The sequence below is a fragment of the Micromonospora mangrovicola genome, from assembly GCF_047200535.1.
Classification (GTDB): domain Bacteria; phylum Actinomycetota; class Actinomycetes; order Mycobacteriales; family Micromonosporaceae; genus Micromonospora.
In genome coordinates this window covers 1-23,245 of the sequence record NZ_JBJZOG010000035.1, presented here as the reverse complement: position 1 = coordinate 23,245, position 23,245 = coordinate 1, and the positions used below count along the sequence as shown (strand labels likewise).

Here is a 23,245-nt window from a genome sequence, read left to right as displayed (position 1 = left end):
CCGGCGCGTACCCGGGAAGCCGACCGGCCAGATTGTCACGGTGACAATCCGGCGGCGGGCGCGCCCTCCGGCGGCTAGATTGTCACGGTGACAATCTGGGAGCCCGTGGGCCTGCCCGGGGCCGGGCCCCGCTACCTGGCGCTCGCCGACGCGATCGGCGCCGACATCGCGGCCGGCCGGCTCTCCCCCGGCGACCGGCTGCCGCCGCAGCGGGAGCTGGCCCGCCGGCTCGGGGTCACCATCGCCACCGTCGGCCGCGCCTACCAGGTGGCGGCCCGACGCGGCCTGCTCAGCGGCGAGGTCGGCCGGGGCACCTTCGTCGCCCCCGCGCCCACCCCGCCGGCCGCCGGCGTGCCGGTGCTGGACGTGGCCGCCGTGCATCCGCCCGGGCACGGCCCGGTGCACCGGGCCGTCGCGCCGATCCTGCACCGGATCGCCGCCGACCCCCTCGCGGTCGGCGCGGAGGACGCCGACGCGGTGCGGCACCGCATCGCCGGTGCCCGGTGGATGGCCCACGCCGGTTGGCAGCCCGCCCCGGACACCGTGGAGGTGACCGCGGGCGGCCAGCACGGCCTGGCCGCCGCCCTGGCCGCCGTGGCCCAGCCCCGCCAGGTGGTGGTGACCACCGAGCTGACCAACCCGGGGCTGCTCGCCGCCGCCCGGCTGCTCCGCGTCGAACTGGCCACCGTGCCCAGCGACGTGGCCGGGGCACGCCCGGACGCGATCGACCGGCTCTGCGCACGCCGGCGGGTGGCGGCGCTGCACCTGCACCCCACCCTGCACAACCCGACCGGGGTAACCATGCCGGCGGAGCGCCGTCGGGAGATCGCCGCCGTCGCCGCCGCGCACGACCTCACGGTCGTCGAGGAGGACCCGTTCGGCGCGCTGCGGCCGGACCGGCCGCCACCGGTCGCCGCCTGGCATCCGCGCACCGTGCATCTCGCCGGCATCACCAAGACCCTCGCCCCCGGGCTGCGGATCGGCTACTGGTACGCCCCGGCGGCGCTGGCCGAACCGCTGCGCGCCGCCGCCCGCGCCCTGGCCTGGGCGCCCGCGCCGCTGGTCGCCGAGGTCGCCACCCAGCTGGTGCTGAACGGGACCGCCCGCCAGCTCGCCGCCGCCCGCGCCGCCGAGCTGGCCGGCCGGGCCGCGCTCGCCCGGGACCTGCTCGGCGACCGGGTGGCCGCCGACGGAGCGGCACCCTTCGCCTGGGTACGACTCGACCACGACGCCGAGGCGGTCACCGCGCTGGCCCGGCGCCGGGGCGTCGCGGTGGCCGGGGTGGAGGAGTTCGCGGCCCGGCGCGGCGCGCCACCCGGGCTGCGGGTCAGTCTCAGCGCCGACGAGCAGACCGTCCGCACCGCGCTACGCGCCCTGGCCCGGCTGCTGTCCGGCTGAACACCGCGCGGCCCCGCTCTCCGTCCGTCGCCACGTCGGCCGACGCTCCCGGATCGGCTCCTCCCGGTCCGGGTTCCGCCACACCCGCACGCGTCCCGACGTCGTTTAGGGCCAACAGTGGTCGCAGCAGCGTGTCTGGTCAGCCGGGCGCGACCCGAGGTCGTCGGGCGGGCGGTCCGCGCCTCGTGCGGGTCGCGGGCGGAGGCGTCAGCGCAACGCGCCGGCCGCCCGCAGATGGTCGAAGATGAGCTGATCGACCGGGGAGACCCGGGGCCGATCGGCGTAGCCGAGCCAGGCCACTTCCTCGATCTCGCTCGCCGGCCGTGGCGTGCCCCGGTGGTCGGCGGTGTAACAGGTCATCCGGACCAGCGTCCCGGTGGCGTGGCCGTGCGCCTGCGCGGTGAACGTGCCGACGTGCACCGCCGACTCCGGCACGACCGTGACGGCCAGTTCCTCGGCGATCTCCCGGACCAGGGTCTCCAGGTCGGTCTCACCCGCCTCGCGCTTGCCACCGGGCAGGTACCAGACCTCCTTGCCCCGGGACCGGGTGCTCAGCACCCGACCGTCCTCGATCCGGATCCAGGCAACCTTGTCAATCTCGCGCACGCGCTCCCCCGGTCTCGACTCCGGAGCCCACGGTAGGTCACCCCGCACTCTCCCGGTGCGCGGCGGCGCCCGCGCCGGTCAGCCCCCGATCGGAGCACCCCGCCACTGCCAGCGGCCCCGAGGTGGCCGGCCGGGCAGCGCGATCCGGCCCGCGCACCAGCGCAGCGCGTCCCACGGGTCGACGTCGGCCAGGCCGGCGGCCACATCCGGGAAGAGCCGGGCGACGACCCGCGCGCAGGCCGGACGCGGCGGGTCGACGGCCACGCCGAGGCCGGCTGCGATGTCCTCCCCGTGCAGGAGCACCTCGACGCAGCCCATGGCCACGAAGCCCTCCGGATCGGCGCGGCCGGTGGGATGGAACGCCCGCACCCCGGCCGGGGTGCCGCGGGCCACCAGGGCGAGCATCCGGGCCGCGCAGACGGCGAACTCCAGCAACTGGGCCGCCGAGGCGTCCGGCTCGGCGGCGGCGACGAAGCACACGTACCGGTCGTCCGGGCGGGCCACCAACTGGGCCGCGTACGACAGCAGAGTGTCGCCGAGGTGCTCGGCGGTGTGCCGGCAGTCCCACTCCAACGATCCGACCCGCTGCGACCAGTCGGCGGCGGTCACCGGCCCCAGGGCCGCCGCCACCCGCGACGCCGCGGCATCCAGATCGTCGGCGGTGACCGTCATCGTGCCCTCCCCAGGTCCGGTCCCGCGGTCCATCCTGCCCGAGCCGGCCCCTCGCCGCCGCCCCACACCGCGCAGGCGGCTCGATAGGCTCGCCGCATGGCCCGTACCACCCATCCCGGCGCCTGCCCGCTGGACTGCCCGGACACCTGCGTCTGGCAGCTCACCGTGGAGGACGGTCGGGCCGTCGCGCTGCGCGGCGACCGCGACCACCCGTTCACCCGGGGCGCGCTCTGCGGCAAGGTCAACCGCTACCTCGACGCGGTCAACGGCCCCGACCGGCTGACCACCCCGTACGTGCGGACCGGGCCGAAGGGAGCCGGGCGGGTCTCCTACCGGCCGGCGAGCTGGGACGAGGCGCTCGACCGGGTCGCCGCCGGGCTGCGCACGAGCATCGACCGGGACGGTCCGGAGGCCGTGCTGCCCTACTACTTCGCCGGCACCATGGGGTACGTGCAGGGCTGGACGATGGGGCCGCGGCTCTTCGCGTACCTGGGCGCGTCCCGGCTCGACACCACCATCTGCACGGCGGCCGCACGGGCCGCGCTGCGCTCGATCTACGGCAGCTCCGTCGGCTTCGAGCCGGAGTCCATCGTGGACGCCAAGCTGATCGTGCTCTGGGGCGGCAACCCGCTCGCCACCAACCTGCACCTGTGGCCGTTCGTGCAGCAGGCCCGGGAGCGTGGCGCGTACCTGGTCACGATCGACCCGCTGCGCACCGACACCGCGGCGCGCAGCGACGAGCACGTCGCCCCGCTGCCCGGCACCGACGCGGCGCTGGCGCTGGGCCTGATGCGCGGCGTCCTGGACGCCGGCGCGGCGGACGAGGCGTGGCTGGCCGCGCACACCGTCGGCTGGCCGGAGCTGGCGGCCCGGCTCGCCGAATGGCCGGTGGAGCGGGCCGCCGCCGAGTGCGGCCTCCCGGTCGAGGTGGTCCGGCGGCTCGCCGAACGGATCGCCGCCACCCGGCCCACCGCGGTCCGGGTCGGGCTGGGCCTGCAACGGCACCACGGCGCCGGCCAGGCGATCCGGGCGATCTGCGCGCTGCCGCTGGTCACCGGCGACTTCCGGTACCCGGGCGGCGGCGCGCTCGTATCCACCAGCGGGCACCACCAGGTGCCGCTCGACGCGGTCGTGCGGCCGGCCGGCATGCCCGCCCCGCCCGCCCGCTCGGTGAACATGAGCCGGCTGGCCGCGACGCTCACCGGGGAGGCCGACCCGCCGGTGACCTCGCTGGTGGTGTTCAACGCCAACCCGGTGGCCACCCTCCCCGACCAGAACCGGCTGCTCGCCGGCCTGCGCCGGGACGACCTGCACACCGTGGTGCTGGAGCAGCGCTGGACCGACACCTGCGACTACGCCGACGTGGTGCTGCCGGCCACCATGCAGCCGGAGCACCTCGACCTGCAGACCTCGTACGGGCACCACTACACGACCCTGAACCTGCCGGCCACCGAGGCACCCGGCGAGGCGCTGCCGAACACCGAGATCTTCCGCCGGATCGCCGCCGCGCTCGGGATCGACCACCCCCGGCTGCGCGACAGCGACGAGGAGCTGGCCCGGCAGCTGCTGCGGGACTCCCCGGTCAGCTTCGAGGAGCTGGGCCGGCGGACGTACGCCCGGACCACCGGGGTGGCGGTCGGGGCGGCCCCGTACGCCGAGGGCGGCTTCCCCACCCCCGACGGCCGGGCCCGGCTGCACGACCCGGCCCTGGCCCGGCTCGGCGTGGATCCCGTGCCCGGCTTCACCCCGCCGGCCGAGGCGGGCGACGCGGCGCTGGCCCGCCGGTTCCCGCTGGTGCTGCTCGCGCCGGCCGGGCGGTTCCTGATGAACTCCACCTTCGCCTCGCTGCCGTGGCACAGCAGGCGGGCCGGCCCGCCGCGGGTGCACCTGCACCCGGACGACGCGGCGGCGCGCGGGCTCGCCGACGGCGACGCGGTGCGGGTGCGCAACGACCGGGGCGCGTTCCTGGCGGCGGTGGCCGTGGACGACGCGACCCGGCCCGGGCTGGCATTCACCTACAAGGCGTACTGGGCACGGCTGAGCCCGGGGCGGGCGACCGTCAACGCGGTCACCGCGGTGCGCGACACCGACCTGGGCGGCGGGCCGACGTTCCACGACTGCCGGGTCGAGGTCGAGCCGGTGCCGACCGAGCTGCTGACGGCCGACCCACCCGCCGACGCGGCCGCCGTGCCGGCACAGCCGCCGGTGATGGACGTCGCGGTCGCGCCGGCCGGCTGAGCACCGGGACTTCCGGCCCGCCCGGGCGGTCCCTGCGCCCCTGCCCCCGGCCACCCGCCGCCCCTAGCGTCAAAGGTGGAAGCGAGGAGGCAGCCATGCGTACGTGGCAGGTGCAGGACGTGATGACCACCGACGTGGCGGCGGTGGGAGAGGGCGCGGCGTACCGGGAGATCGTCGACGTGCTGACCGACCGGCACGTGACTGCGGTGCCGGTGGTGGACGGCGCGCGGCGGGTGCTCGGCGTGGTCTCCGAGGCGGACCTGCTGTACAAGGTCGAGCTGCTGGGACAGCCGCAGGAACGGCGGATCTTCCCGAGCCGGCACCAGCGGGAGGCCCGGGCGAAGGCCGGCGCCACCCTGGCCGCCGACCTGATGACCGCTCCCCCGGTCACCGTGCAGCCGGACGCCTCGCTGGTCGAGGCGGCCCGGCTCATGGACGAGCGGCACGTGAAGCGGCTGCCGGTGATCGACGACCTCGGTCGCCTGATCGGCATCGTGACCCGCGGCGACCTGCTGAAGGTGCACCTGCGGCCCGACGCCGACATCCGGCGGGACGTGGTCGACGAGGTGCTGCACCACACTCTCGGCGTTGCCGACGGCGTGGTCGACGTGACCGTGTCGGGCGGGGTGGTGACCCTCACCGGGCAGCTCGACCGCTGGTCGACGGTGCACCTCGCGCTGCGGATGACCCGCCAGGTGAGCGGCGTGGTCGAGGTGGTCGACGCGCTCGGGTACGCGATCGACGACGCGCCGATGTCCGCGTTCCGGGCCGGCGCGACCACCCCGGCCGGCATCGCCTGACGGCCTGCCCCCGCACCGCCGGCGTCGGGCCTGGGGCGACGCCGGCGGCTCAGCCTTCGGCCGGGGCGTTTAGCACCAGCGCGGCGGTCCAGCTGAACGCCGGCGATCGGGCCAGGGCGTGCTCGGCCGCCCCGAGCGCCGCGTTGACCAGCGGGCGAGCCGACGCAGCAGGGCGGCCCTCATCGGCATATGTAGCTCGACTGGTCGATCGACAGGCATTAGCCGGTTCGACACGGCCAGCCCAGTTGACCATGACCGACGCCACCCCGCAGGATGACCCGGTGCGAGCGACCATGGAACGCGCCGTCAGCACCCGACTCGCCCGACTGCTCACCGAGGTGCTCGCCCCGGGAGTCCTGGTCACCACGATGCCGCTGCTGGGCGCCGCCCGGGTCAGCCACGACCTGCGCCAGTTCCTGCTCTGGGGCGGCACCGCGCTGTTGTTCTGCGCGGTCATCCCGATCGCCGTGCTGGTCCACGGCGTACGCCGGGGCACGCTGAGCGACCGGCACGTCGGCGACCGGACCCAACGGGCCCGGCCGCTGCTGACCGGCCTGGCCTCGGTGGCCGTGGGGCTGGCCCTGCTCGCCGCACTGCGCGCCCCGGCCGTGCTGTTCGCGATGATCCTGGTCATCTTCGTGGTGGGCGCGGCGTGCACCGTGGTGAACCACTGGTGGAAGCTGAGCATCCACGCCGCCTGCGCCGCCGCCACCGCCACCGTCCTGGTGCTGCTCTTCGGTCCGGCGCTGCATCTCGGGTGGGTGCTGGTCGCGGCGGTCGCGTGGTCCCGGGTCGAGCTGCGCGACCACACCTGGACGCAGGTCGTCGCCGGCACGCTCGCGGGCGTCCCGCTCGCCGCCGCCACCTTCCTCGCCGTCACCTGAGCCGCCCGTTCCCCGCGCCCGACCCTGCAAGATCAGATACGGTGACGCCATGGGCAAGCCGACCCGCTGGGTGACCGAGACCAAGCCGGGACACTCGCAGTGGTACATCGACCGGTTCCGCCAGCTCGCCGCCGAGGGCGCGGACCTCGCCGGTGAGGCCCGGCTGGTGGATGCGCTCGTGCCGCCGGGCGCGCGGATCCTGGACGCCGGCAGCGGCACCGGGCGGGTCGCCGCCGCGCTGGCCGCGCGCGGCCACCCGGTGGTCGGCGTGGACGCCGATCCGGCGCTGGTCGAGGCCGCCCGCGCCGACCATCCCGGCCCGCGTTTCCTGGTCGCCGACCTCGCCGAACTGGACCTGGCGGCGCAGGGCGAGCCGGAGCCGTTCGACGCGGCGGTGGTCGCCGGCAACGTGATGGTCTTCGTGGCCGCCGGCACCGAGCGGACCGTGCTGGCCCGGATCGCCGCGCACGTCCGGCCGGACGGCCTGGTGGTGGTCGGCTTCGACACCCGGCGGAGCTATCCGGTCACCGACCTCGACGCCGACGCGGTGGCGGCGGGGCTACGGGTGGAGCACCGCTTCGCCACCTGGGACCTGCGCCCCTGGCACGACGATGCCGACTGGGCGGTGACCGTGCTGCGCAAGCCGGCGGCCTGACCGGTCCCGCGCCCCGCGCCCGCCCGATCGCCGACCGGCGGGTCGCCCCACGCGGCTCGACGGTTGCTCCACTCCAGATGGCGCATGTCGCGGTGCCTCCACCCACCGGATACCCCGACATCCCGCAACCGGTGTTGATCACGGCTGCAGGGAGTGGCGGCAGCGCGGGCGGCCGGCCCGGCCCCGCCGGTCAGGCCGGGGCGGGCGGCCGGTCAGGCCGGGGCGGCGACGGCGCGGGCAGCCGCCGGGTCGAGCGGGCTGCCGGCCGGGACCAGACTCACCAGGCCCGCCGGCAACCGGACCGGCCGGACGCCGGCGTAGCCGAGCATGCCGAGCACCTCCGCGCCGGAGAGCACGTACCGCCGGCCCAGGTCGGTGACGACACTGATCGCGCCGCCGGTGGCCCCGGGCGCCGCCGCCGATTCGACCACCGCGCCCCGGCCCGGCTCGACCATCACCTGGTCGGCGAGCCCGCCCTGGCCGGCGCCCGTCCGCGCCGCGGCGGAGAGGTCCGGCGGGGTGACGCCCACCCGGACGTCGCGTACGCCGGTGTCGTCGCCGACCCGGGCGCAGAGCGCGCCACCGTCGGCGGCGGCCAGCCGGGGTGGCACGGTCGGCGGCGCGGTGGGTCCGGCGGGCACCTGCCCCGGGAGCTTGGGCAGGGCGGCGAAGCGGCCGAGTGTGATCGGTTTCGGGTCGCCCTGGCCGGTGCGGGCGAGCAGCATGGCGGCCTGGAATTCGGTGATGCCGGCGATGCCGTTCCGCTCGGCGACCGCGTACTGGCGGCCACCGCCGGAGTTGCGGACCAGGTAGACGTCGCCCACGGTGGCGCCCTCGACCCGGTCGGAGGGATGTCCCATCGCGGGCAGCGCGGGCGGCGTCAGGTCGACGCCGGCCGGCACGGTGTTGAGCAGCGCGGGTGCCACCCGCACGGCCCGTTCCCGGGTCGCGGCCAGCGCGGCCAGCACCCGGTCGGTGTCGCGGAGCAGGTAGCGCCGGTCGTGCCAGAGCAGGTGCAGGGTGCCGTCCGGGTGGCGCAGCAGCAGCGCCTGGTCGCCGAGCGGGCGGCCCCCGGTGACCTCCCGGCCGATCAGCAGCGCGGAGCGGGCCCCGGCCCGTCCCGCCTCGGTGGCGACGGTCGAGCAGACCGTCCAGGCACCGGAGGCGAGCCGCCCCGGCGCGGGCAGCGAGTCCGGCGCGTCGGCGATGCCGAGCGGCAATCCGCGCGGCACGCCGTCGATCGAGCGGCGGGAGACCAGAACCGTCTTCGGGCGCTCCGCCCCGATGATCAACAGCGCGGAGGCGTAGTTGAGCACCGGGTGTAACTTCCCCTCCCGGTAGACGAACCGCGCGCCGGACTCCTTCTCCACGATCACCGCGCCCGGGTCGCGCCAGGAACTGCCGCCTCCGGCGAAGAGGCCGTACAGGGCGACGCCGCCGAGCGCGACCACCGCGACCAGGACGCTGGCCAGGCCCGCGCCGGCCAGCCGGCGGAACGGTGACTGCGCCGGGTCGGTCTCCCGCATCACCAGCGCCGCGACCGCCCGCTGGACGGTGAACTGGTAGGAGTGGAGCTGGTCCTGCCGCGACGGCATCGGGCCCCTTCCGCCTGGGTCGTCGGCGCACAGGATAGACGCTCCGTCGATCCCCTGTGGACCCTGCGTGTCGTCCTCAGGTGGCCGGGCCGCAAGGCCGGTGGGTCTCGTACATCCGGACGGCGACGAGCAGGCCCGACGCGGCGGTGAGCGCCGCCACCGCCCACGTCGCGCCCCGGATGCCCACCAGGTCCGCCAACAGGCCGGCGGAGAGCGCGCCCACGGCGAAGCCGCCGTCGCGCCACAGCCGGTAGACACCCACCGCGCGGGCGCGCCAGGCCGGATGCGCCACGTCGCCCACCGCCGCCAGCAGGGCGGGATACACCATGGCGGTGCCGGCGCCGAGCAGGACAGCGGCCGCCGCCCAGAGGCCGAAGCCGTCGGCGGCGGCGACCAGCCCGAGCGCGCCGGCCTGGGTCACCATGCCGCCGACGATGAGCGGTTTGCGGCCGAGCCGATCGGAGAGCGGCCCGGTGAGGATCTGGCCGAACCCCCATACCGCGGGGTACAGGGCAGCCAGCAGCCCGATCCGGGGCAGGGAGAGGCCGGCGGCGGCGAACAGCACCGGGAACAGTCCCCAGGCCAGTCCGTCGTTGAGGTTGTTCACCAGGCCGGCCTGGCTGACCGAGGCCAGCGCCGGTTCCCGCCAGCTGACCAGGCCGACGACCTGCCGGGTGCCGAGGCCGTCCGGCCGTCCGCCACCCGGGTGGCCGGCCGCCTCGTGCCGGGCATGGTCCCGCGTCTCCCGCACCAGCAGGGCGGACAGGCCGAGGGCCAGCGCGACGTACGCCGCGCCGAGCAGGAACGGTGCCGGCCGCAGCCCGTACCGGGCGGCCAGGGCACCACTGGCCAGCGCGGTGCCGGCCACCGCCAGGTAGCCGGCGGCCTCGTTGAGCCCCATGGCGAGGCCGCGCCGATGGGGCCCGACCAGGTCGATCTTCATGATGACGGTGGTCGACCAGGCGAGTCCCTGGTTCACCCCGAGCAGCACGTTGGCCGCGACCACCCAGCCCCAGTTCGGAGCCCAGATCAGCAGCAGCGGTACAGGGATCGCGGCCAGCCACCCGGCCAGCAGCACCGGTTTGCGGCCGTACCGGTCGGAGAGCGCGCCGGCGAGGAAGTTGGTCACCGCCTTGGTGGCGCCGAAGGCGAGGATGTACGTCAGGACGGCGGTGTACGCGGTGAGATGGAACTCCCGTTCGCCGAGCAGCGGCAGCACGGTGCGCTCGGTGCCGAGCAGCCCGCCGACCAGGGCGTTGACGGCGACGAGGAGCAGGAACTGGGCGGCGTTGGCACGCAGGCCCAGGCGCGGCGTGACGTCGTTCGCGATCATCTTTTCTCCGGCATGAAACGGGTGACCGGGGGCAACGCCCCCGGTCACCCGTGGTTCAGGACTCAGACGGCCGCGTGCAGCGTCTGCCAGGCGCCGAACCCGCCGAGCAGGTCGGAGACGTCCGCCCGGCCGGCGTTGCGCAGCAGGCTGGCCGCGACGGAGGAACGGTAGCCGCCGGCGCAGTGCACGACGAGCGGCCGGTCGGCGGGCACCTCGTCGAGGCGACGGGTGAGTTCGGCAAGGGGGATGTGCAGCGAGCCGTCGACGGCGCCCTGCTCCCGCTCGCCCGCGTTTCGGACGTCGAGCACCACCGGCGGCTCGGGCGTGTCGAGCGCGGCGCGCAGTTCGGTGGCGGTGACCCGGCTGGCCCGGGTCATGTCCGCGACCATCTCGAGGAACGCGCCCTCGGGCTCGCGCAGGTATCCGACGACGTGGTCGAACCCGATCCGGGCGAGGCGGACGACGATCTCCTCCTCGCGGTCCTGCGGCGCGACGACGAGCACCGAGCGGTCCGGCGCGACCACGCTGCCGGCGGTCTCGGCGAACCGGCCGTCGGCGGGGACGTTGACGGCGCCACGGAGGTGACCGGCGGCGAACTCCTGCGGGTCGCGGGCGTCGACCACCAGCGCGCCCTCGGCGCGGGCCTGGTTGAACTCGGCGGCGTCGAGCGGTTGCGGGGCCCGGCTGTGGTCGAACAGCTCGCGGGCCTTGCGGTTGAGCACCGCGTCGAACGCGAAGTAGCCGGGCGCGGCCGGCTGGCCGCCGGTGACCAGGGCGAGGAACTGCTCCTCACTCATCGGCGCGCAGGCGTAGTTGGTGCGGCGCTGTTCGCCGATGGTGGACTGCCGCTCGGTGGAGAGGTTCTTGCCGCAGGCCGAACCGGCGCCGTGCGCCGGGAAGACCCGGACCTCGTCGGGCAGGCCCATCAGCTTGCGCTGCACGCTGTCGTAGAGCATCCGGCCCAGCTCGTCGGCGGTGACGCCGAGCGAGGCGAGCAGGTCGGGCCGGCCGACGTCGCCGATGAACAGTGCGTCGCCGGTCAGCACCCCGTACGGCACGGCGTCGTCGGCGTGCTCGTACACGAGGATGCTGACGGACTCCGGGGTGTGACCGGGGGTCTCCATGATCTCCAGGGTCACGTCACCGAGGCTGATCCGCTCCCCGTCGCTGAGCTTGCGGCTCGGGTACTCGGTCTCGGCCCGCTGCCCGTAGCCGATCCACGCGCCGGTCGCCGCGGCCACCTCCAGGTGGCCGGCGAGGAAGTCGGCGTGGAAGTGGGTGTTGATCACCCCTTCGATGGTCAGGCCGTGGGCACGCGCGTCGGCCAGGTACTCGTCGATGTCCCGACGCGGGTCGACGAGCACCGCCCGGCCGGTGGTCCGGTCGGCGATCAGGTACGACGCCTGGGACAGGCAGTCCAGGTAGTACTGGGTGAACAACATCGTGCCGAACTCCTTCGCAGTGATGACTGGCGATGCACTCACGATAGCGTATACCCCCCGGGGTATATTCCGGGCCGAAGGTCCCGCCTTTCCGGGACCCTCAGCCCGGTCCCGGGCTCAGCTCAAGCGGCCCGGGCGGCCACCCTTTGCCTGGAGGGCGAAGCCGGCGTCCACCCAGGCCCGCATGCCGCCGGCCAGGTTGTGGACCTGACGGTGGTCGCGGGCGAGCAGCGCGGCAGCCTGCCGCGAGCGCGCCCCGGACCGGCACACGGTCACGATCGGCCGGTCGGCCGGCAGCTCACCGAGCCGGTCCGCCAGCTGACCCAGCGGGATGTGCCGTGCCCGCGGTGCATGGCCGGCCCGCCATTCGGCCGGCTCCCGCACATCCAGCAGCACCCCTCCGGCGGCCACCAGGGCAGCCGCCCGCTCGGGGTCCACCGAGGCGTAACGCCTGCCGAAGAGCCCCTTCAGCGCCGCGCCGAGCCTCACGCGCCCACCCCGGTCACGACCGGGCGACCGCTGCGGACCCACCCGCCGGTGCCACCGCCCACCGAGCGGGCGTCGACGCCGGCCCGGGCCAGGAACTGCGCGCCGGCCAGGCTCCGGTTGCCGCTGGCGCAGATGACGTAGACCGGGCGGTTGCGGGGCAGGTCCCCGACCACCGTGGGCAACTGGGCCAGCGGCACCGACCGAGCGCCGGGCACGTGGCCCTCGACATACTCGAACGGCTCCCGGACGTCCACCACCACGGCACCCTCGCCGTGCGCGGCGGCGAAGTGCGCCAGATCGACCTCTCGCATGTTTCCTCCTCGCTCTCGGGGATACCCCCCGGGGTATGTACGTCGAGCCTAACCCGTTTCGACCACCCCGACATTCCGGCCACCCGGGACCGGCGGTACGGGCGGAGCCCCGGGAACAAATACCCCCACGGGTATGTTGACCCCGATGCAGAACGCCGTCGAGACACGGAGGTGGGACATGGCGAGCGTGGCGCTGACCGCGGCCGACTTCGAGGAGACCGTCAGCCGGGACGGGATCGTCCTGGTCGACTTCTGGGCCAGCTGGTGCGGCCCGTGCCGCAGCTTTGCGCCGGTCTTCGAGAAGGCCAGCGAGAAGCACCCGGACATCGTGTTCGGCAAGGTCGACACCGAGGCGGAGCAGAGCCTCGCCGCGGCCGCCCAGATCCGGTCCATCCCGACGCTGATGGCCTTCCGGGACGGCATCCTGGTCTTCGCCCAGCCCGGCGCGCTGCCGGCCGCCGCGCTGGAGCAGGTGATCCAGGCGGTCCGCGACCTCGACATGGACGAGGTTCGGGCGAAGCTGGCCGGGAGCGCCGCCGGCCGCTGATCCGGCGATCCGGGGGTGCGGGCCGGCGCCCGCACCCCCGCCCGGGTTCAGTCCGACAGGGCGTCCAACGCGGCCCGCAGCCGGGCGCCGGCCTCGTCGGCGACCGCCCGCAGCTCGGGCGCGGCGCTGAGCTGCACCATGACCTGGGGGTCCATGGCCTCCACCACGGTGGTGTCCGGCCCGTCCGCCCGGACCGCGACGTTGCACGGCAGGAACAGACCGATGGCCGGATCCGCCTGCAGGGCGCGGTGCGCCAGGGGCGGGTTGCAGGCGCCCAGGATGACGTGCTCGGCCAGGTCGACCCCGAGCTTCTCGCGCAGCGTCGACCGCATGTCGATCTCGGTCAGCACCCCGAAGCCCTGCTCCTTGAGCGCCGCCCGGACCCGCTCGACGGTCGGGCCGAACCCGGCGGGCAGGCGGACGGTCATCGCGTAGCTCATGTTCTCTCCCTCGGTTCAGATGATGCCGGCCGGAGCCGGCCGGCCGCCGGCGATTCGGTGACGTGGCCCTCAGGCCAGGCCGCGCAGCATCCCGTGCCAGTACATGGCCGGCAGCCCGTAGCGCTTGAGCAGCCACATGTCGTAGCGCGGCTTCATCGTGTCGATGAACGGGAAGCTCGGCGCGGGCTTCTGCTCGTAGTCGAACTCGGCGAGCAGCATGCGGTTGCGGGCGGTGACCAGCGGGCAGGAGGTATAGCCGTCGTACCGGCCCGGCAGCGACTCACCCCGGCGAGCCGCGAGCAGGTTGGCCACCACCACCGGCGCCTGCTTGCGGATGGCCGCGCCGGTCTTCGAGGTGGGCAGGTTGGCCACGTCCCCGAGCGCGAAGACCTCCGGCCAGCGGGTGCTCTGGAGCGTGTACCGGTCGACGGCCAGGTAGCCGAACGGGCTCGCCGGGTCGGCCAGCGGGCTGCCCTTCAGCCAGTCCGGCGCGCTCTGCGGCGGTACGGCGTGCAGCAGTTCGTAGTCGATCGTCTCCTTGGTGCCCGAGGCGTTGTCCAGGATGACCGCGCGCCGGCTGTCGCCGTCGACCTCGACGAGCTGCGACTCGTAGCGCACCTCGATGCCGTAACCCGCGGCCACGCCATCGAGAACCTTGGCCCAGTCCGGCTGGCCGAAGATGGTCGGGGTGGGCAGCACCAGAATGACGCGCACGTCGTTCAGCACGCCCTGCCGGCGCCACCAGTCGGCCGCCAGGTAGGCGATCTTCTGCGGCGCGCCACCGCACTTGATCGGGCCGGCCGGCATGGTGAAGATCGCGGTGCCGCCCCGTACGGCCCGGATGAAGTCCCAGGTGCGGGGGGCGAGGTCGAAGCGGTAGTTGCTGGACACGCCGCGCGTGCCCACCGACTCCGCCAGGCCGGGCACCGCGTCGAAGTCGAGCTGGAGCCCGGGCGCCATGACGAGTTGGTCGTAACCGACCGTCCCGCCGCCGGCGAGCGTCACGTTCCGGTTGTCCGGGTCGACCCCGGTCGCCCGGTCCCGGATCCAGGTGGCGCCCTTGGGGATGAGCTTTCGTTCCGGACGTACGGTTTCCGCCGCAGTGGCCTGACCGCCGCCCACGAGCGTCCAGAGCGGCTGGTAGTAGTGCTGCTCGGCGGGCTCGATCAGGGCGATGTCGCGGATCCCCGCCCGGCGCAGCCGCGCCGCGACGCTGATGCCGGCGGTGCCGCCGCCGACGATGACCACCTGGTGATGCCGTGCCGGAGCCATGGAACCTCCCGGAAGGGTGAGCAGGGCGGTCGCCGGGGATCTCTTCTCTGGGATGGTGGGAATTCCCCGTCGACCCTTGCCGTTGACGATACCCGTGGGGGTATCCAGTGGCGAGGCCCGTACCCCCTGGGGTATCTTGAGCATGGGAGGTAACGCGGTGAAGCTTCAACCTGACATGACCAGCGAGGCGCTGACCCGGCTCAAGCGGGCCCGGGGTCAGCTCAACGCCGTCATCGAGATGATGGAGAACGGCGAGGACTGCCGATCGGCGCTCACCCAACTCGCCGCGGTCTCGAAGGCCATCGACCGGGCCGGCTTCAAGATCATCGCATCGGGGATGCGCCACTGCGGCACCACCCGCGACCGGGGCGAGGAACCGGAGATGACCGAGGAGGAGCTGGAGAAGCTCTTCCTCGCCCTGGCCTGACCGAGGAATCTGCCGCCCGTGCCGCATGAGCGCGGCACGGGCGGGTAGTTCACGCCCGAAACCCGGGCCGCAATCTGTCTCCCACATACCCCGGGGGGTATGTAGGGAATGGAAGGAGAACGGCACATGGCAGTCGACGTGTCCGTCATCGCGACGTCCTCGCTCGGTGACCGCAGCTACCTGGCCTCGGACGGCCAGGTGGCGATCGTGGTCGACCCGCAGCGTGACATCGACCGGATCCTGTACCTCGCCGGCGCCAAGGGGGTGCGGATCACCCACGTCGTGGAGACGCACATCCACAACGACTACGTCTCCGGCGGGCTGGAACTCGCCCGGATCACCGGCGCCCGGTACCTGGTGGCCGCGGCGGACAACGTCGGCTTCGACCGGATGCCGGTCAGCGACGGCGACGAGATGAGCGTCTCCGACGCCCTGCGCCTGCGGGTGGTCGCCACCCCGGGTCACACCTTCCACCACCTGTCCTACATCCTCGACGAGGCCGGCGACGCGGGTTGGCAGCCGGCGGGCGTCTTCACCGGCGGCTCGCTGCTGTTCGGCACCACCGGGCGCACCGACCTGCTCGGCAAGGAGCACGCCCACGAGCTGGCCCACCACCAGCACGCCTCGGCGAAGCGGCTGGCCGACCTGCTGCCCGACGGCGCGCACGTGTGGCCGACGCACGGCTTCGGCAGCTTCTGCTCGGCCAGCCAGGCCGACGCCCCGGACTCGACCATCGGGCGGGAGAAGCAGGCGAACCCCGTGCTCCGCCTCGCCGCCGACCAGTTCGTCACCGAGACTCTCGCCGGCCTCGACGCCTACCCGGCGTACTACGCACACATGGGCGTGGCGAACAACGCCGGGCCCGCCCCGGTCGACCTCACCCCGGTCGCCCGGGCCGACGCGGACCAGCTCCGCGACCGGATCGCCGCCGGCGAGTGGGTGGTGGACCTGCGGCACCGCAAGGCGTACGCGACCTCGCACCTGGCCGGCACGGTCAGCCTCGGGCTGGACGGCCCGATGTCGACCTGGCTCGGCTGGCTGATCGACTGGGGTGCCCCGATCACCCTGCTCGCGGAGACGCCCGAGCAGGTCGCCGAGGCCCAGCGCGAGCTGGTCCGGATCGGCATCGACCGGCCGGCGGCACGGGCCACCGGCGCGGCCGAGCAGTGGGCGGCCACGCCCGACCAGCTGCGGGAGCTGCGGATGACCGACTTCCCCGCCCTCGTGGCGGCCCGTGCGGGCAACATCCCCGCCGGACTGCCCGCCCCGGACGTCGTGCTCGACGTACGGATGACCAACGAGTGGCGCGCCGGCCATGTCGAGGGCGCCGTGCACATCCCGCTGCCCGACCTGCCCCGGCGGCTCGCCGACGTGCCGGCTGGGGCGGTCTGGGTGCACTGCGGCTCCGGCTACCGCGCCACCGCCGCCGCATCGCTGCTGGCCAACGCCGGTCGCGAGGTCGTCGTCATCGACGACAAGTTCGACCAGGCCGAAGCGGCCGGCGTCGCCATGGCCGACCGGGCCTGACCCCGTACCGGATCCGGCCGGCGCCGACACCGGCGCCGGCCGGCAGCCCACCCTGCCGCCAGCCCTGGCGGTTTGTCCCAGAACGAGGAGATATGAGCACTTCGGAGACCACTCGCCCGGCCACCCTGGACGCCGCTAGCCTGCGGGAACTGATCAACTCCGGCCGGTCCCCCCGGCTGCTCGACGTGCGCACCCCTGGCGAGTTCGAGACCTCGCACATTCCCGGCGCCTACAACGTGCCGCTCGACCTGCTCAAGGAGCACCGCGAGGAGCTGCGCAACCACCTCGACGAGGACGTGGTGCTGATCTGCCGCTCCGGCGCCCGTGCGACCCAGGCCGAGCAGGCGCTCACCACCGTCGGCCTGCCGAACCTGAAGGTCCTCGACGGCGGCATGCTCGCCTGGCAGGCGGCCAACGCCCCGACCAACCAGGGCCGGCCGCGCTGGGACCTGGAGCGGCAGGTCCGCCTGGTCGCCGGCTCGATCGTGCTGGCCAGCGTGGTGGGCTCGGTCTTCGTGCCGGGCCTGAAGTGGGTCGCCGGCTTCATCGGCGCCGGCCTCACCTTCGCCGCCCTCACCAACACCTGCGCGATGGGCATGCTGCTGAGCAAGCTGCCGTACAACCGGGGCGCGAGCTGCGACCTGGACACCATCGTCGGTCAACTGCGCGGGGGGCGGGCATGAGCACAACCCTGATCCTGACCGTCGGGCTGGCCGTCCTGATCGGCGTCAGCCTCGGGCTGCTCGGTGGCGGCGGGTCGATCCTCGCCGTGCCGCTGCTGGTGTACGTGGCCGGCCTGCCCGCCAAGGAGGCCATCGCGACCTCCCTGCTCGTCGTCGGCGCCACCAGCGCCGTCGGCGTGCTCCCGCACGCCCGTGCCGGGCGGGTGCGCTGGCGCACCGGCCTGATCTTCGGCCTCGCCGGCATGACCGGCGCGTACGCCGGCGGCCGGCTGGCCGAGTTCATTCCGGGCGCGGTCCTGCTCACCGGCTTCGGGGTGATGATGCTGGCCACCGCGATCGCGATGATCCGCGGCCGCCGCACGGCGGAGGGCAAGCCCGTGCCGCACGAGCTGCCGGTGTTCCGGGTGATCCTGGACGGCATCGTCGTCGGCCTGGTCACCGGCCTGGTCGGCGCCGGTGGCGGCTTCCTGGTGGTGCCCGCGCTGGCCCTGCTCGGTGGCCTGCCGATGCCGGTGGCCGTCGGCACCTCGCTGGTGGTCATCGCGATGAAGTCGTTCGCCGGTTTCGCCGGCTACCTGTCCAGCGTACACATCAACTGGGGCCTGGCCGCCGCCGTCACCGCCGCCGCCATCGTCGGCAGCGTCCTCGGCGGTCGACTCGCCGGGAAGATCCCGGCGGACGTCCTGCGCAAGGCGTTCGGCTGGTTCGTGGTGGTGATGGGCGTCTTCGTCCTCGGCCAGCAGCTGCCCGATGGGCTGCGGACCAACCCGCTGCTCTGGGCCGGCGTCGGTGCCGCCGCCGTGATCGCCGTGGCGGTGGCCGTGCTGCGCGGCAGGCGGGAGCCGGCAGCGCGGCGCGAGCCGGTCGCCCCGGCGCCGGTGGGATCCTCGTCCCGCCACTGACACCCCGCCACGAGGGGCGCCCGGCAGGTCCGGGCGCCCCTCGCCGTTCACCCGGTCGGGCCCGCGGGCCCCTAGCCGCACCCGCCATCCACCAACCGCCCCGGCGGCCTGACACTCCGGCTGACCCACGTGGGAGCCCTTGCCGCAGCGGGTACGGTCACGGGGGCGGTGGTGCGCCGCCGAAGGAGGAGACACCGTGGACAGCAAGGCCTGGGACGCCAGGTACGCCAGCACGCCGGGACTGGTGTGGAGCGCCGAAGCCAACCGTTTCGTGGTCGAGTCGGTCGCCGGGCTGACCCCCGGCACGGCACTCGACCTGGCGGCCGGTGAGGGGCGCAACGCGGTCTGGCTGGCCGAGCGGGGCTGGCGGGTGACCGCCGTGGACTTCGCCCCGGTTGCCGTCGAGCGGGGCCGCGAGCTGGCCGCCCAGCGTGGGGTGGCGATCGAGTGGCGGGTCGCGGACGTGACCGCGTACCGACCGGTGCCCGGCAGCTACGACCTGGTGCTGATCAGCTACCTGCACCTGCCCGCCGCCGACCTGGCCGGTGTGCTCGACTCGGCCCGGCGGGCGCTGCGCCCCGGCGGCACCCTGGTCGTCGTGGGCCACGACCTCGCCAACCTCACCGGCGGCACCGGTGGTCCGCAGGACCCCGCGGTCCTGCTCACCCCGGAGACCGTCGTCGACGGCCTCGCCGGGCTGCGCATCCAGCGCGCCGAGACGGCCCACCGCCCGGTCCCCACCAGCGACGGCGGCAGCATCGACGCCCTCGACACCGTCGTGGTCGCCAGCCGGCCGGCCGACTGACACCCGCCCGCTCCGCACCCGACCGGAGCCAATCGGGTGCGGGCCGCTCACGGGCGCAGGATCAGGCGGATCGGGTCGCCCTGCTTGTCGTGGACCCGGCGCACCGCCTCGGCCGCGTCGGCCAGCGGCAGCACGTCGCTGATCGAGGCGGTCAGGTCGAACCGCCCCAGAGCGGCGAGCGCCACCAACTGGTCGACGTGTTCCGCCTCGGAGCCGTAGTGGCCGAGCACCGCCTGGCGGCTGTAGTTGAACCGGCTGTCCGACCGGATGGTGACCGGCTCGTTGGCGATGCCGGCGAGGACCAGCCGGCCCCGCGGGCCGAGCACGGTCATGGCCTGCTCTCGGGCCGGGGTGACGCCGGCGAAGTCGAACGCGATGTCCAGCCCCCGGGCCACGGTGAACTCCAGCACGGCGTCCCGGAATCCGCCGTCCTTCGGGTCCAGGGCCAGGTCGGCGCCGAGGGTCAGCGCCCGGTCCCGGGCCGCCGGCAACGGGTCCACCGCGATGATCGGTGCCGCGCCGACCAGCCGCAGCAGCTGCACCGCGTGCGCGCCCAGACCGCCGACACCCCAGACTCCGACCGCCTCCGCAGGTCGGGTACGCGCCGTGTCGGTCACCGCCGCCCACGGGGTGGAGACCGCGTCGGGAACGATGCAGGCGTGCTCGAACGGCATGGCGTCGGGGATCAGCACGAGAGTGTCCTCGCGGGCCAGCGCGTACTCCGCCCAGCCGCCGTCGTAGTCGACGCCGCGGGTGAGCAGGGTGCCGCGCCGGTCCCGCTCCCCCGCCTGCAGCAGCACCCGCTGACCGGGCTGCCAGCCCGTCACACCGTCGCCGAGCGCGTCCACCGTCCCGGCCACCTCGTGGCCGAGGGTCACCACGTCACCGGACAGGTGCAGCGGGCTCAGCGTGCCGTCGATCAGGTGCACGTCCGACAGGCACACCCCGGCCGCGGCCACCCTGATCCTGACCTGCCCCGGACCTGGCTGGGGCACCGGCACCGACTCCACCCGCAGCGCCCGCTCGGCCATGTGCAGCCGGCCGGCCAACATCTCCGCCACGCTCCGCTCCCTCCACCTCCGGCCTCGACCGGCGTACGGCCCCAGGTCGCCGTAGACCCGCCGAGCTGGAGCCGCCGTAGGCGTACCCGGCCCCGGCCGGTCGATGCCGGCCGCGCCGGAAAAGCGCGCCTGCCCGACGGCGGGACGGCGGGCCGGTAACATGCCGTCACGGGACGGGCGGAGAGGACGACCGCGTGGGCGCGCGATTCGAGGAACTGGCCTGGCGGGAGACCCCGATCGGCGAGATCAGCCTGCGCCGGCGCCGCGACCCGTCGCTCGACGTCGACGTGTACGAGGTGAAGCTCGACGACGAGTTCCTGATGTCCAGCCTCTTCCCCGTCGCGGAGATCGAACTCGCCCGGCTCGGGCTGGCGCCGCTGAACGGGCAGTCCCTGGACGTGGTGGTGGGCGGGCTCGGGCTCGGGTACACCGCCCGCACCGCGCTGGAGGATTCCCGGGTGCGGTCCCTGGTGGTGGTGGAGGCGATCGAGGACGTGATCGACTGGCACCGCCGCGACCTGCTCCCGTTCGCCGCCGGGCTGGCCACCGACCCGCGTGCCCGGTTCGTCCGGGCCGACTTCTTCGCCGCGGTGGCCACCGGCGCCGGGTTCGACCCGGAGTCGCCGGGCCGGCGCTTCCACGCGGTGCTGCTCGACGTGGACCACTCCCCGCGGCAGGTGCTGCACCCGAGCCACGCCGACTTCTACACCGTCGACGGGCTGCGCCGGCTCGCCGCCCTGCTGCACCCGGACGGGGTCTTCGCGCTCTGGTCGAACGACCCGCCCGACCCGGAGTTCCAGCGGACGCTGACCGAGGTGTTCCCGACCTCGGTGGCGCACGTCGTCCGCTTCCCCAATCCGTTGCAGGGCCGTCAGGCGGCCAACACCGTCTACGTGGCCCGACACTGACCCGCCCCGGGCGGGCATGCGGCGGTACGGAACGGGAAAGCGGGCTCATCCGCGGTGCTCAGGGAGGCTGAGATGCGCGCGCTGCTCTGGGTGGTCGGCCTGATCGCCGGCGCGCTGATCCTGGTCGGGCTGCTCCTCCAGGCGGTCCGCTGGCTGTTGATCATCGGCGGGATCGCGCTGATCGCCATCGTCGTGCTGGTGTTCGTGAAGGCGCGCCGGGCATTGCACCAGCCCGCCGGCCGCCGCTGACCCGGGTATCTCCCGCGGCACGACCACAGCGGCCGGCGGGTCGACCAGGCGCGCGGCGCGGCTCTCCAGGTAACGCCGCTCAGGCAGACTGGTGGTGCGTCCGGGCCGTGCACCATCGCCACCGCGACGGCCCGGCCGAGCGTGGTCACCGGGCTCGGCGCCAGCAGCTCCAGCAGCTCGTAGAGGGCCAGGATCTGCGGCCAGTCGGTCTCCCCGGCGGACGGGGCCTCGGCGTGCAGCGCGGCGATCGCGGCCTGCAACTGGTACGCCCCGGGCCGGGACCGGGGCCCATTCTCGACACGGCATCCGTCGGCATCGTGTGACGAAGTCGCCAACTTACGCGAGCGTAGGTTACCGGTTGGTTAAGTTAGGCTGAGGACCGTCATCCGGCAGCGAGGAGAGACGGCGATGGACGCGACCGCGCAGCGGCCCTGGACCCGCAGCTACGCCCCCGGCGTACCGGCCACCGTCGCTGAGCCGTCCGGCTCGCTGGTGGACCTGCTGACCGACGCCGCCCACCGGTTCGGCCCCCGGGTGGCGCTGGACTTCTTCGGGGCCACCACCACCTACGCCGAACTGGCCGACCAGGTGTCCCGGGCCGCCGAGGGGCTGCGCCGGCTCGGAGTCGGGCGCGGCGACCGGGTGGCGCTGGTGCTGCCCAACTGCCCGCAACACGTGGTCGCCTTCTACGCGGTGCTGCGCCTCGGCGCGGTGGTCGTCGAGCACAACCCGCTCTACACCGCCGAGGAACTGGCGCAGCAGCTCACCGACCACGGCGCCCGCGTGGCGGTGGCCTGGGACAAGGTGGCGCCGCTGGTCGCCGGCCGCGGCGCGGTCGAGACCGTGGTCGCGGTCGACCTGACCGGGGCGCTGCCCCGGCTCAAGCGCTGGGCGTTGCGACTGCCGCTGCCCAAGGTGCGGGCCGCCCGCGCCGCGATGACCGCGACGGCGCCGGGCGCGCGGTCCTGGTCGGCGCTGGTCGCCGCCGCACCTCCGCTGCCCGCCGACCACCCCGCCCCCGTCGTCGACGACGTGGCGCTGCTGCAGTACACCGGCGGCACCACCGGCGTCCCGAAGGGCGCCGTGCTCACCCACCGCAACCTCCGGGCCAACGCCGCGCAGGGCCGCGCCTGGGTGCCCGGCCTGCGCGACGGCGAGGAGACCGTGTACGGCGTGCTGCCGCTGTTCCACGCGTACGGGCTGACGCTGTGCCTGACCTTCTCGGTGAGCATCGGGGCCACCCTGGTGCTGCTCCCCCGGTTCGACCTCGACCAGGTGCTCGACGCGGTCCGCCGCCGCCCGCCGACCTTCCTGCCGGCAGTACCGCCGATCTACCAGCGACTGGCCACCGCCGCCCGGGAACGCGGCGTAGACCTCACCTCCGTCCGGTACGCCATCTCCGGCGCGATGGCGTTGCCGCCGGCCACCGTGGAGCTGTGGGAGTCGGTGACCGGTGGCCTGCTCGTCGAGGGGTACGGCATGACCGAGACCTCCCCGATCACCCTGGGCAACCCGGTCGCCCCGACCCGCCGGCCCGGCACCGTCGGGGTGCCGTTCCCGTCCACGGAGGTACGCATCGTCGACCCGGAGGACCCCACCCGCGACCGCGCCCCCGGCGAGGCCGGCGAGCTGCTGGTCCGCGGCCCGCAGGTGTTCAGCGGCTACTGGAACCGACCGGAGGAGACGGCGAAGATGCTGCTCCCCGGCGGCTGGCTGCGCACCGGCGACATCGTCACGATGGACTCCGACGGCTTCGTGACCGTGGTGGACCGGATCAAGGAGCTGATCATCACCGGCGGGTTCAACGTCTACCCGTCCGAGGTGGAGGAGGCGCTGCGCCGCATCCCCGGGGTCCTCGACGCCGCCGCCGTCGGCCTGCCCGCCGCTTCCGGCGGCGAGGATGTGATCGCCGTCGTGGTTCTCGATCCGGGCGTGGGCGCCGACCCGGAATCGGTCCGCTCCTCCTGCCGGCAGCACCTCGCCGGCTACAAGGTGCCCCGG

At 74.6% G+C, this 23,245-nt stretch carries 24 protein-coding genes and 1 pseudogene; 14 read left to right on the top strand and 11 right to left on the bottom strand.

Annotated elements, in window-relative coordinates:
• Positions 1 to 87: 87 nt before the first annotated feature.
• Entirely contained in the window at positions 88 to 1,398 is a 1,311-nt protein-coding gene (locus tag ACL02O_RS16390) for an aminotransferase-like domain-containing protein (RefSeq protein ID WP_412818935.1), read from the top strand.
• A 207-nt stretch (positions 1,399 to 1,605) separates the two neighbouring features.
• On the opposite strand, the gene ACL02O_RS16385 is transcribed toward ACL02O_RS16390, so the two are convergent.
• Both ACL02O_RS16385 and ACL02O_RS16380 read right to left on the bottom strand, forming a co-directional pair.
• Positions 1,606 to 2,004: an NUDIX hydrolase gene (locus ACL02O_RS16385; RefSeq protein ID WP_412818934.1), complete on the bottom strand. Its 399-nt coding sequence runs from the start codon at positions 2,002 to 2,004 to the stop codon at positions 1,606 to 1,608.
• Positions 2,005 to 2,082: 78 nt separating this feature from the next.
• Positions 2,083 to 2,676 (bottom strand): maleylpyruvate isomerase N-terminal domain-containing protein, encoded by a 594-nt coding sequence (locus ACL02O_RS16380; protein ID WP_412818933.1) that lies wholly within the window; start codon positions 2,674 to 2,676, stop codon positions 2,083 to 2,085.
• Positions 2,677 to 2,772: 96 nt separating this feature from the next.
• Between ACL02O_RS16380 and ACL02O_RS16375 the strand changes: the two genes are divergently transcribed.
• From ACL02O_RS16375 to ACL02O_RS16360, 4 genes are all read left to right on the top strand, one after another.
• Positions 2,773 to 4,914, top strand: a complete 2,142-nt coding sequence (locus ACL02O_RS16375; protein ID WP_412818932.1) for a molybdopterin-containing oxidoreductase family protein — start codon at positions 2,773 to 2,775, stop codon at positions 4,912 to 4,914.
• 95 nt (positions 4,915 to 5,009) lie between these two features.
• Positions 5,010 to 5,714 (top strand): CBS domain-containing protein, encoded by a 705-nt coding sequence (locus ACL02O_RS16370; protein WP_412818931.1) that lies wholly within the window; start codon positions 5,010 to 5,012, stop codon positions 5,712 to 5,714.
• A gap of 281 nt (positions 5,715 to 5,995) precedes the next feature.
• Positions 5,996 to 6,598, top strand: a complete 603-nt coding sequence (locus tag ACL02O_RS16365; protein WP_412818930.1) for a phosphatase PAP2 family protein — start codon at positions 5,996 to 5,998, stop codon at positions 6,596 to 6,598.
• 49 nt (positions 6,599 to 6,647) lie between these two features.
• Entirely contained in the window at positions 6,648 to 7,253 is a 606-nt protein-coding gene (locus ACL02O_RS16360; protein WP_412818929.1) for a class I SAM-dependent methyltransferase, read from the top strand.
• Positions 7,254 to 7,465: 212 nt separating this feature from the next.
• On the opposite strand, the gene eccB is transcribed toward ACL02O_RS16360, so the two are convergent.
• The 5 genes from eccB to ACL02O_RS16335 form a co-directional block, all read right to left on the bottom strand.
• Positions 7,466 to 8,848: a type VII secretion protein EccB gene (eccB, locus tag ACL02O_RS16355; protein ID WP_412818928.1), complete on the bottom strand. Its 1,383-nt coding sequence runs from the start codon at positions 8,846 to 8,848 to the stop codon at positions 7,466 to 7,468.
• A gap of 76 nt (positions 8,849 to 8,924) precedes the next feature.
• Positions 8,925 to 10,181, bottom strand: a complete 1,257-nt coding sequence (locus ACL02O_RS16350; protein ID WP_412818927.1) for an MFS transporter — start codon at positions 10,179 to 10,181, stop codon at positions 8,925 to 8,927.
• 62 nt (positions 10,182 to 10,243) lie between these two features.
• Positions 10,244 to 11,623, bottom strand: a complete 1,380-nt coding sequence (locus tag ACL02O_RS16345) for an MBL fold metallo-hydrolase (RefSeq protein WP_412818926.1) — start codon at positions 11,621 to 11,623, stop codon at positions 10,244 to 10,246.
• Positions 11,624 to 11,740: 117 nt separating this feature from the next.
• On the bottom strand, positions 11,741 to 12,112 hold the full coding sequence (locus tag ACL02O_RS16340; protein ID WP_412818925.1) for a rhodanese-like domain-containing protein: 372 nt from the start codon (positions 12,110 to 12,112) through the stop codon (positions 11,741 to 11,743).
• Complete coding sequence (locus tag ACL02O_RS16335) at positions 12,109 to 12,423, bottom strand: rhodanese-like domain-containing protein (RefSeq protein ID WP_412818924.1); 315 nt, start codon at positions 12,421 to 12,423, stop codon at positions 12,109 to 12,111. The genes ACL02O_RS16340 and ACL02O_RS16335 overlap by 4 nt, the downstream gene beginning before the upstream one ends.
• Positions 12,424 to 12,568: 145 nt before the next feature.
• Here ACL02O_RS16335 and trxA point away from each other — a divergent pair, with 145 nt between their 5' ends.
• Entirely contained in the window at positions 12,569 to 12,970 is a 402-nt protein-coding gene (trxA, locus tag ACL02O_RS16330; protein ID WP_412818923.1) for a thioredoxin, read from the top strand.
• A 47-nt stretch (positions 12,971 to 13,017) separates the two neighbouring features.
• Here trxA and ACL02O_RS16325 read toward each other — a convergent pair whose 3' ends face one another.
• Together ACL02O_RS16325 and ACL02O_RS16320 are read right to left on the bottom strand one after the other, a co-directional pair.
• A complete protein-coding gene (locus ACL02O_RS16325) occupies positions 13,018 to 13,410 on the bottom strand; it encodes a DUF302 domain-containing protein (RefSeq protein ID WP_412818922.1) in 393 nt (130 codons plus the stop codon).
• Positions 13,411 to 13,479: 69 nt separating this feature from the next.
• Positions 13,480 to 14,682: an NAD(P)/FAD-dependent oxidoreductase gene (locus ACL02O_RS16320; RefSeq protein WP_412818921.1), complete on the bottom strand. Its 1,203-nt coding sequence runs from the start codon at positions 14,680 to 14,682 to the stop codon at positions 13,480 to 13,482.
• A gap of 157 nt (positions 14,683 to 14,839) precedes the next feature.
• On the opposite strand from ACL02O_RS16320, the gene ACL02O_RS16315 reads away from it, so the two are divergent.
• The 5 genes from ACL02O_RS16315 (at position 14,840) to ACL02O_RS16295 (ending at position 19,026) form a co-directional block, all read left to right on the top strand.
• Positions 14,840 to 15,109 (top strand): metal-sensitive transcriptional regulator, encoded by a 270-nt coding sequence (locus ACL02O_RS16315; protein ID WP_412818920.1) that lies wholly within the window; start codon positions 14,840 to 14,842, stop codon positions 15,107 to 15,109.
• A gap of 126 nt (positions 15,110 to 15,235) precedes the next feature.
• Positions 15,236 to 16,636, top strand: a complete 1,401-nt coding sequence (locus ACL02O_RS16310; RefSeq protein WP_412818919.1) for an MBL fold metallo-hydrolase — start codon at positions 15,236 to 15,238, stop codon at positions 16,634 to 16,636.
• A 92-nt stretch (positions 16,637 to 16,728) separates the two neighbouring features.
• Positions 16,729 to 17,319 (top strand): rhodanese-like domain-containing protein, encoded by a 591-nt coding sequence (locus tag ACL02O_RS16305; protein WP_412818918.1) that lies wholly within the window; start codon positions 16,729 to 16,731, stop codon positions 17,317 to 17,319.
• Entirely contained in the window at positions 17,316 to 18,221 is a 906-nt protein-coding gene (locus ACL02O_RS16300; protein WP_412818917.1) for a sulfite exporter TauE/SafE family protein, read from the top strand. Before ACL02O_RS16305 ends, ACL02O_RS16300 begins: the two co-directional genes overlap by 4 nt.
• A gap of 196 nt (positions 18,222 to 18,417) precedes the next feature.
• Positions 18,418 to 19,026, top strand: coding sequence for a class I SAM-dependent methyltransferase (locus tag ACL02O_RS16295; RefSeq protein ID WP_412818916.1), 609 nt, complete (start codon positions 18,418 to 18,420; stop codon positions 19,024 to 19,026).
• Between the two features lie 47 nt (positions 19,027 to 19,073).
• Here the strand turns inward: ACL02O_RS16295 and ACL02O_RS16290 are convergent, their stop codons facing one another.
• Positions 19,074 to 20,078 (bottom strand): zinc-binding dehydrogenase, encoded by a 1,005-nt coding sequence (locus ACL02O_RS16290; protein ID WP_412818960.1) that lies wholly within the window; start codon positions 20,076 to 20,078, stop codon positions 19,074 to 19,076.
• 203 nt (positions 20,079 to 20,281) lie between these two features.
• Here ACL02O_RS16290 and ACL02O_RS16285 point away from each other — a divergent pair, with 203 nt between their 5' ends.
• On the top strand, positions 20,282 to 20,995 hold the full coding sequence (locus ACL02O_RS16285) for a polyamine aminopropyltransferase (RefSeq protein ID WP_412818915.1): 714 nt from the start codon (positions 20,282 to 20,284) through the stop codon (positions 20,993 to 20,995).
• A gap of 72 nt (positions 20,996 to 21,067) precedes the next feature.
• Complete coding sequence (locus tag ACL02O_RS16280) at positions 21,068 to 21,244, top strand: hypothetical protein (RefSeq protein ID WP_412818914.1); 177 nt, start codon at positions 21,068 to 21,070, stop codon at positions 21,242 to 21,244.
• 95 nt (positions 21,245 to 21,339) lie between these two features.
• Here ACL02O_RS16280 and ACL02O_RS16275 read toward each other — a convergent pair.
• Positions 21,340 to 21,519 (bottom strand): annotated as a pseudogene (locus tag ACL02O_RS16275) (RNA polymerase sigma factor); the annotation flags it as partial.
• 133 nt (positions 21,520 to 21,652) lie between these two features.
• On the opposite strand from ACL02O_RS16275, the gene ACL02O_RS16270 reads away from it, so the two are divergent.
• A partial coding sequence (locus tag ACL02O_RS16270) for a long-chain-fatty-acid--CoA ligase (RefSeq protein ID WP_412818913.1) occupies positions 21,653 to 23,245 on the top strand: 1,593 nt, incomplete at its 3' end.

What these genes read in the sequence shown, in the direction of transcription:
- ACL02O_RS16370 (WP_412818931.1), top strand. Translation starts at nt 5,010, where the DNA reads ATGCGTACGTGGCAGGTGCAGGACGTGATGACCACCGACGTGGCGGCG.
- ACL02O_RS16380 (WP_412818933.1), bottom strand. Translation starts at nt 2,676, where the DNA reads ATGACGGTCACCGCCGACGATCTGGATGCCGCGGCGTCGCGGGTGGCG.
- ACL02O_RS16280 (WP_412818914.1), top strand. Translation starts at nt 21,068, where the DNA reads ATGCGCGCGCTGCTCTGGGTGGTCGGCCTGATCGCCGGCGCGCTGATC.
- eccB (WP_412818928.1), bottom strand. Translation starts at nt 8,848, where the DNA reads ATGCCGTCGCGGCAGGACCAGCTCCACTCCTACCAGTTCACCGTCCAG.
- ACL02O_RS16320 (WP_412818921.1), bottom strand. Translation starts at nt 14,682, where the DNA reads ATGGCTCCGGCACGGCATCACCAGGTGGTCATCGTCGGCGGCGGCACC.
- ACL02O_RS16300 (WP_412818917.1), top strand. Translation starts at nt 17,316, where the DNA reads ATGAGCACAACCCTGATCCTGACCGTCGGGCTGGCCGTCCTGATCGGC.
- ACL02O_RS16350 (WP_412818927.1), bottom strand. Translation starts at nt 10,181, where the DNA reads ATGATCGCGAACGACGTCACGCCGCGCCTGGGCCTGCGTGCCAACGCC.
- ACL02O_RS16325 (WP_412818922.1), bottom strand. Translation starts at nt 13,410, where the DNA reads ATGAGCTACGCGATGACCGTCCGCCTGCCCGCCGGGTTCGGCCCGACC.
- ACL02O_RS16375 (WP_412818932.1), top strand. Translation starts at nt 2,773, where the DNA reads ATGGCCCGTACCACCCATCCCGGCGCCTGCCCGCTGGACTGCCCGGAC.
- ACL02O_RS16290 (WP_412818960.1), bottom strand. Translation starts at nt 20,078, where the DNA reads ATGTTGGCCGGCCGGCTGCACATGGCCGAGCGGGCGCTGCGGGTGGAG.
- ACL02O_RS16360 (WP_412818929.1), top strand. Translation starts at nt 6,648, where the DNA reads ATGGGCAAGCCGACCCGCTGGGTGACCGAGACCAAGCCGGGACACTCG.
- ACL02O_RS16345 (WP_412818926.1), bottom strand. Translation starts at nt 11,623, where the DNA reads ATGTTGTTCACCCAGTACTACCTGGACTGCCTGTCCCAGGCGTCGTAC.
- trxA (WP_412818923.1), top strand. Translation starts at nt 12,569, where the DNA reads ATGCAGAACGCCGTCGAGACACGGAGGTGGGACATGGCGAGCGTGGCG.
- ACL02O_RS16335 (WP_412818924.1), bottom strand. Translation starts at nt 12,423, where the DNA reads ATGCGAGAGGTCGATCTGGCGCACTTCGCCGCCGCGCACGGCGAGGGT.
- ACL02O_RS16310 (WP_412818919.1), top strand. Translation starts at nt 15,236, where the DNA reads ATGGCAGTCGACGTGTCCGTCATCGCGACGTCCTCGCTCGGTGACCGC.
- ACL02O_RS16305 (WP_412818918.1), top strand. Translation starts at nt 16,729, where the DNA reads ATGAGCACTTCGGAGACCACTCGCCCGGCCACCCTGGACGCCGCTAGC.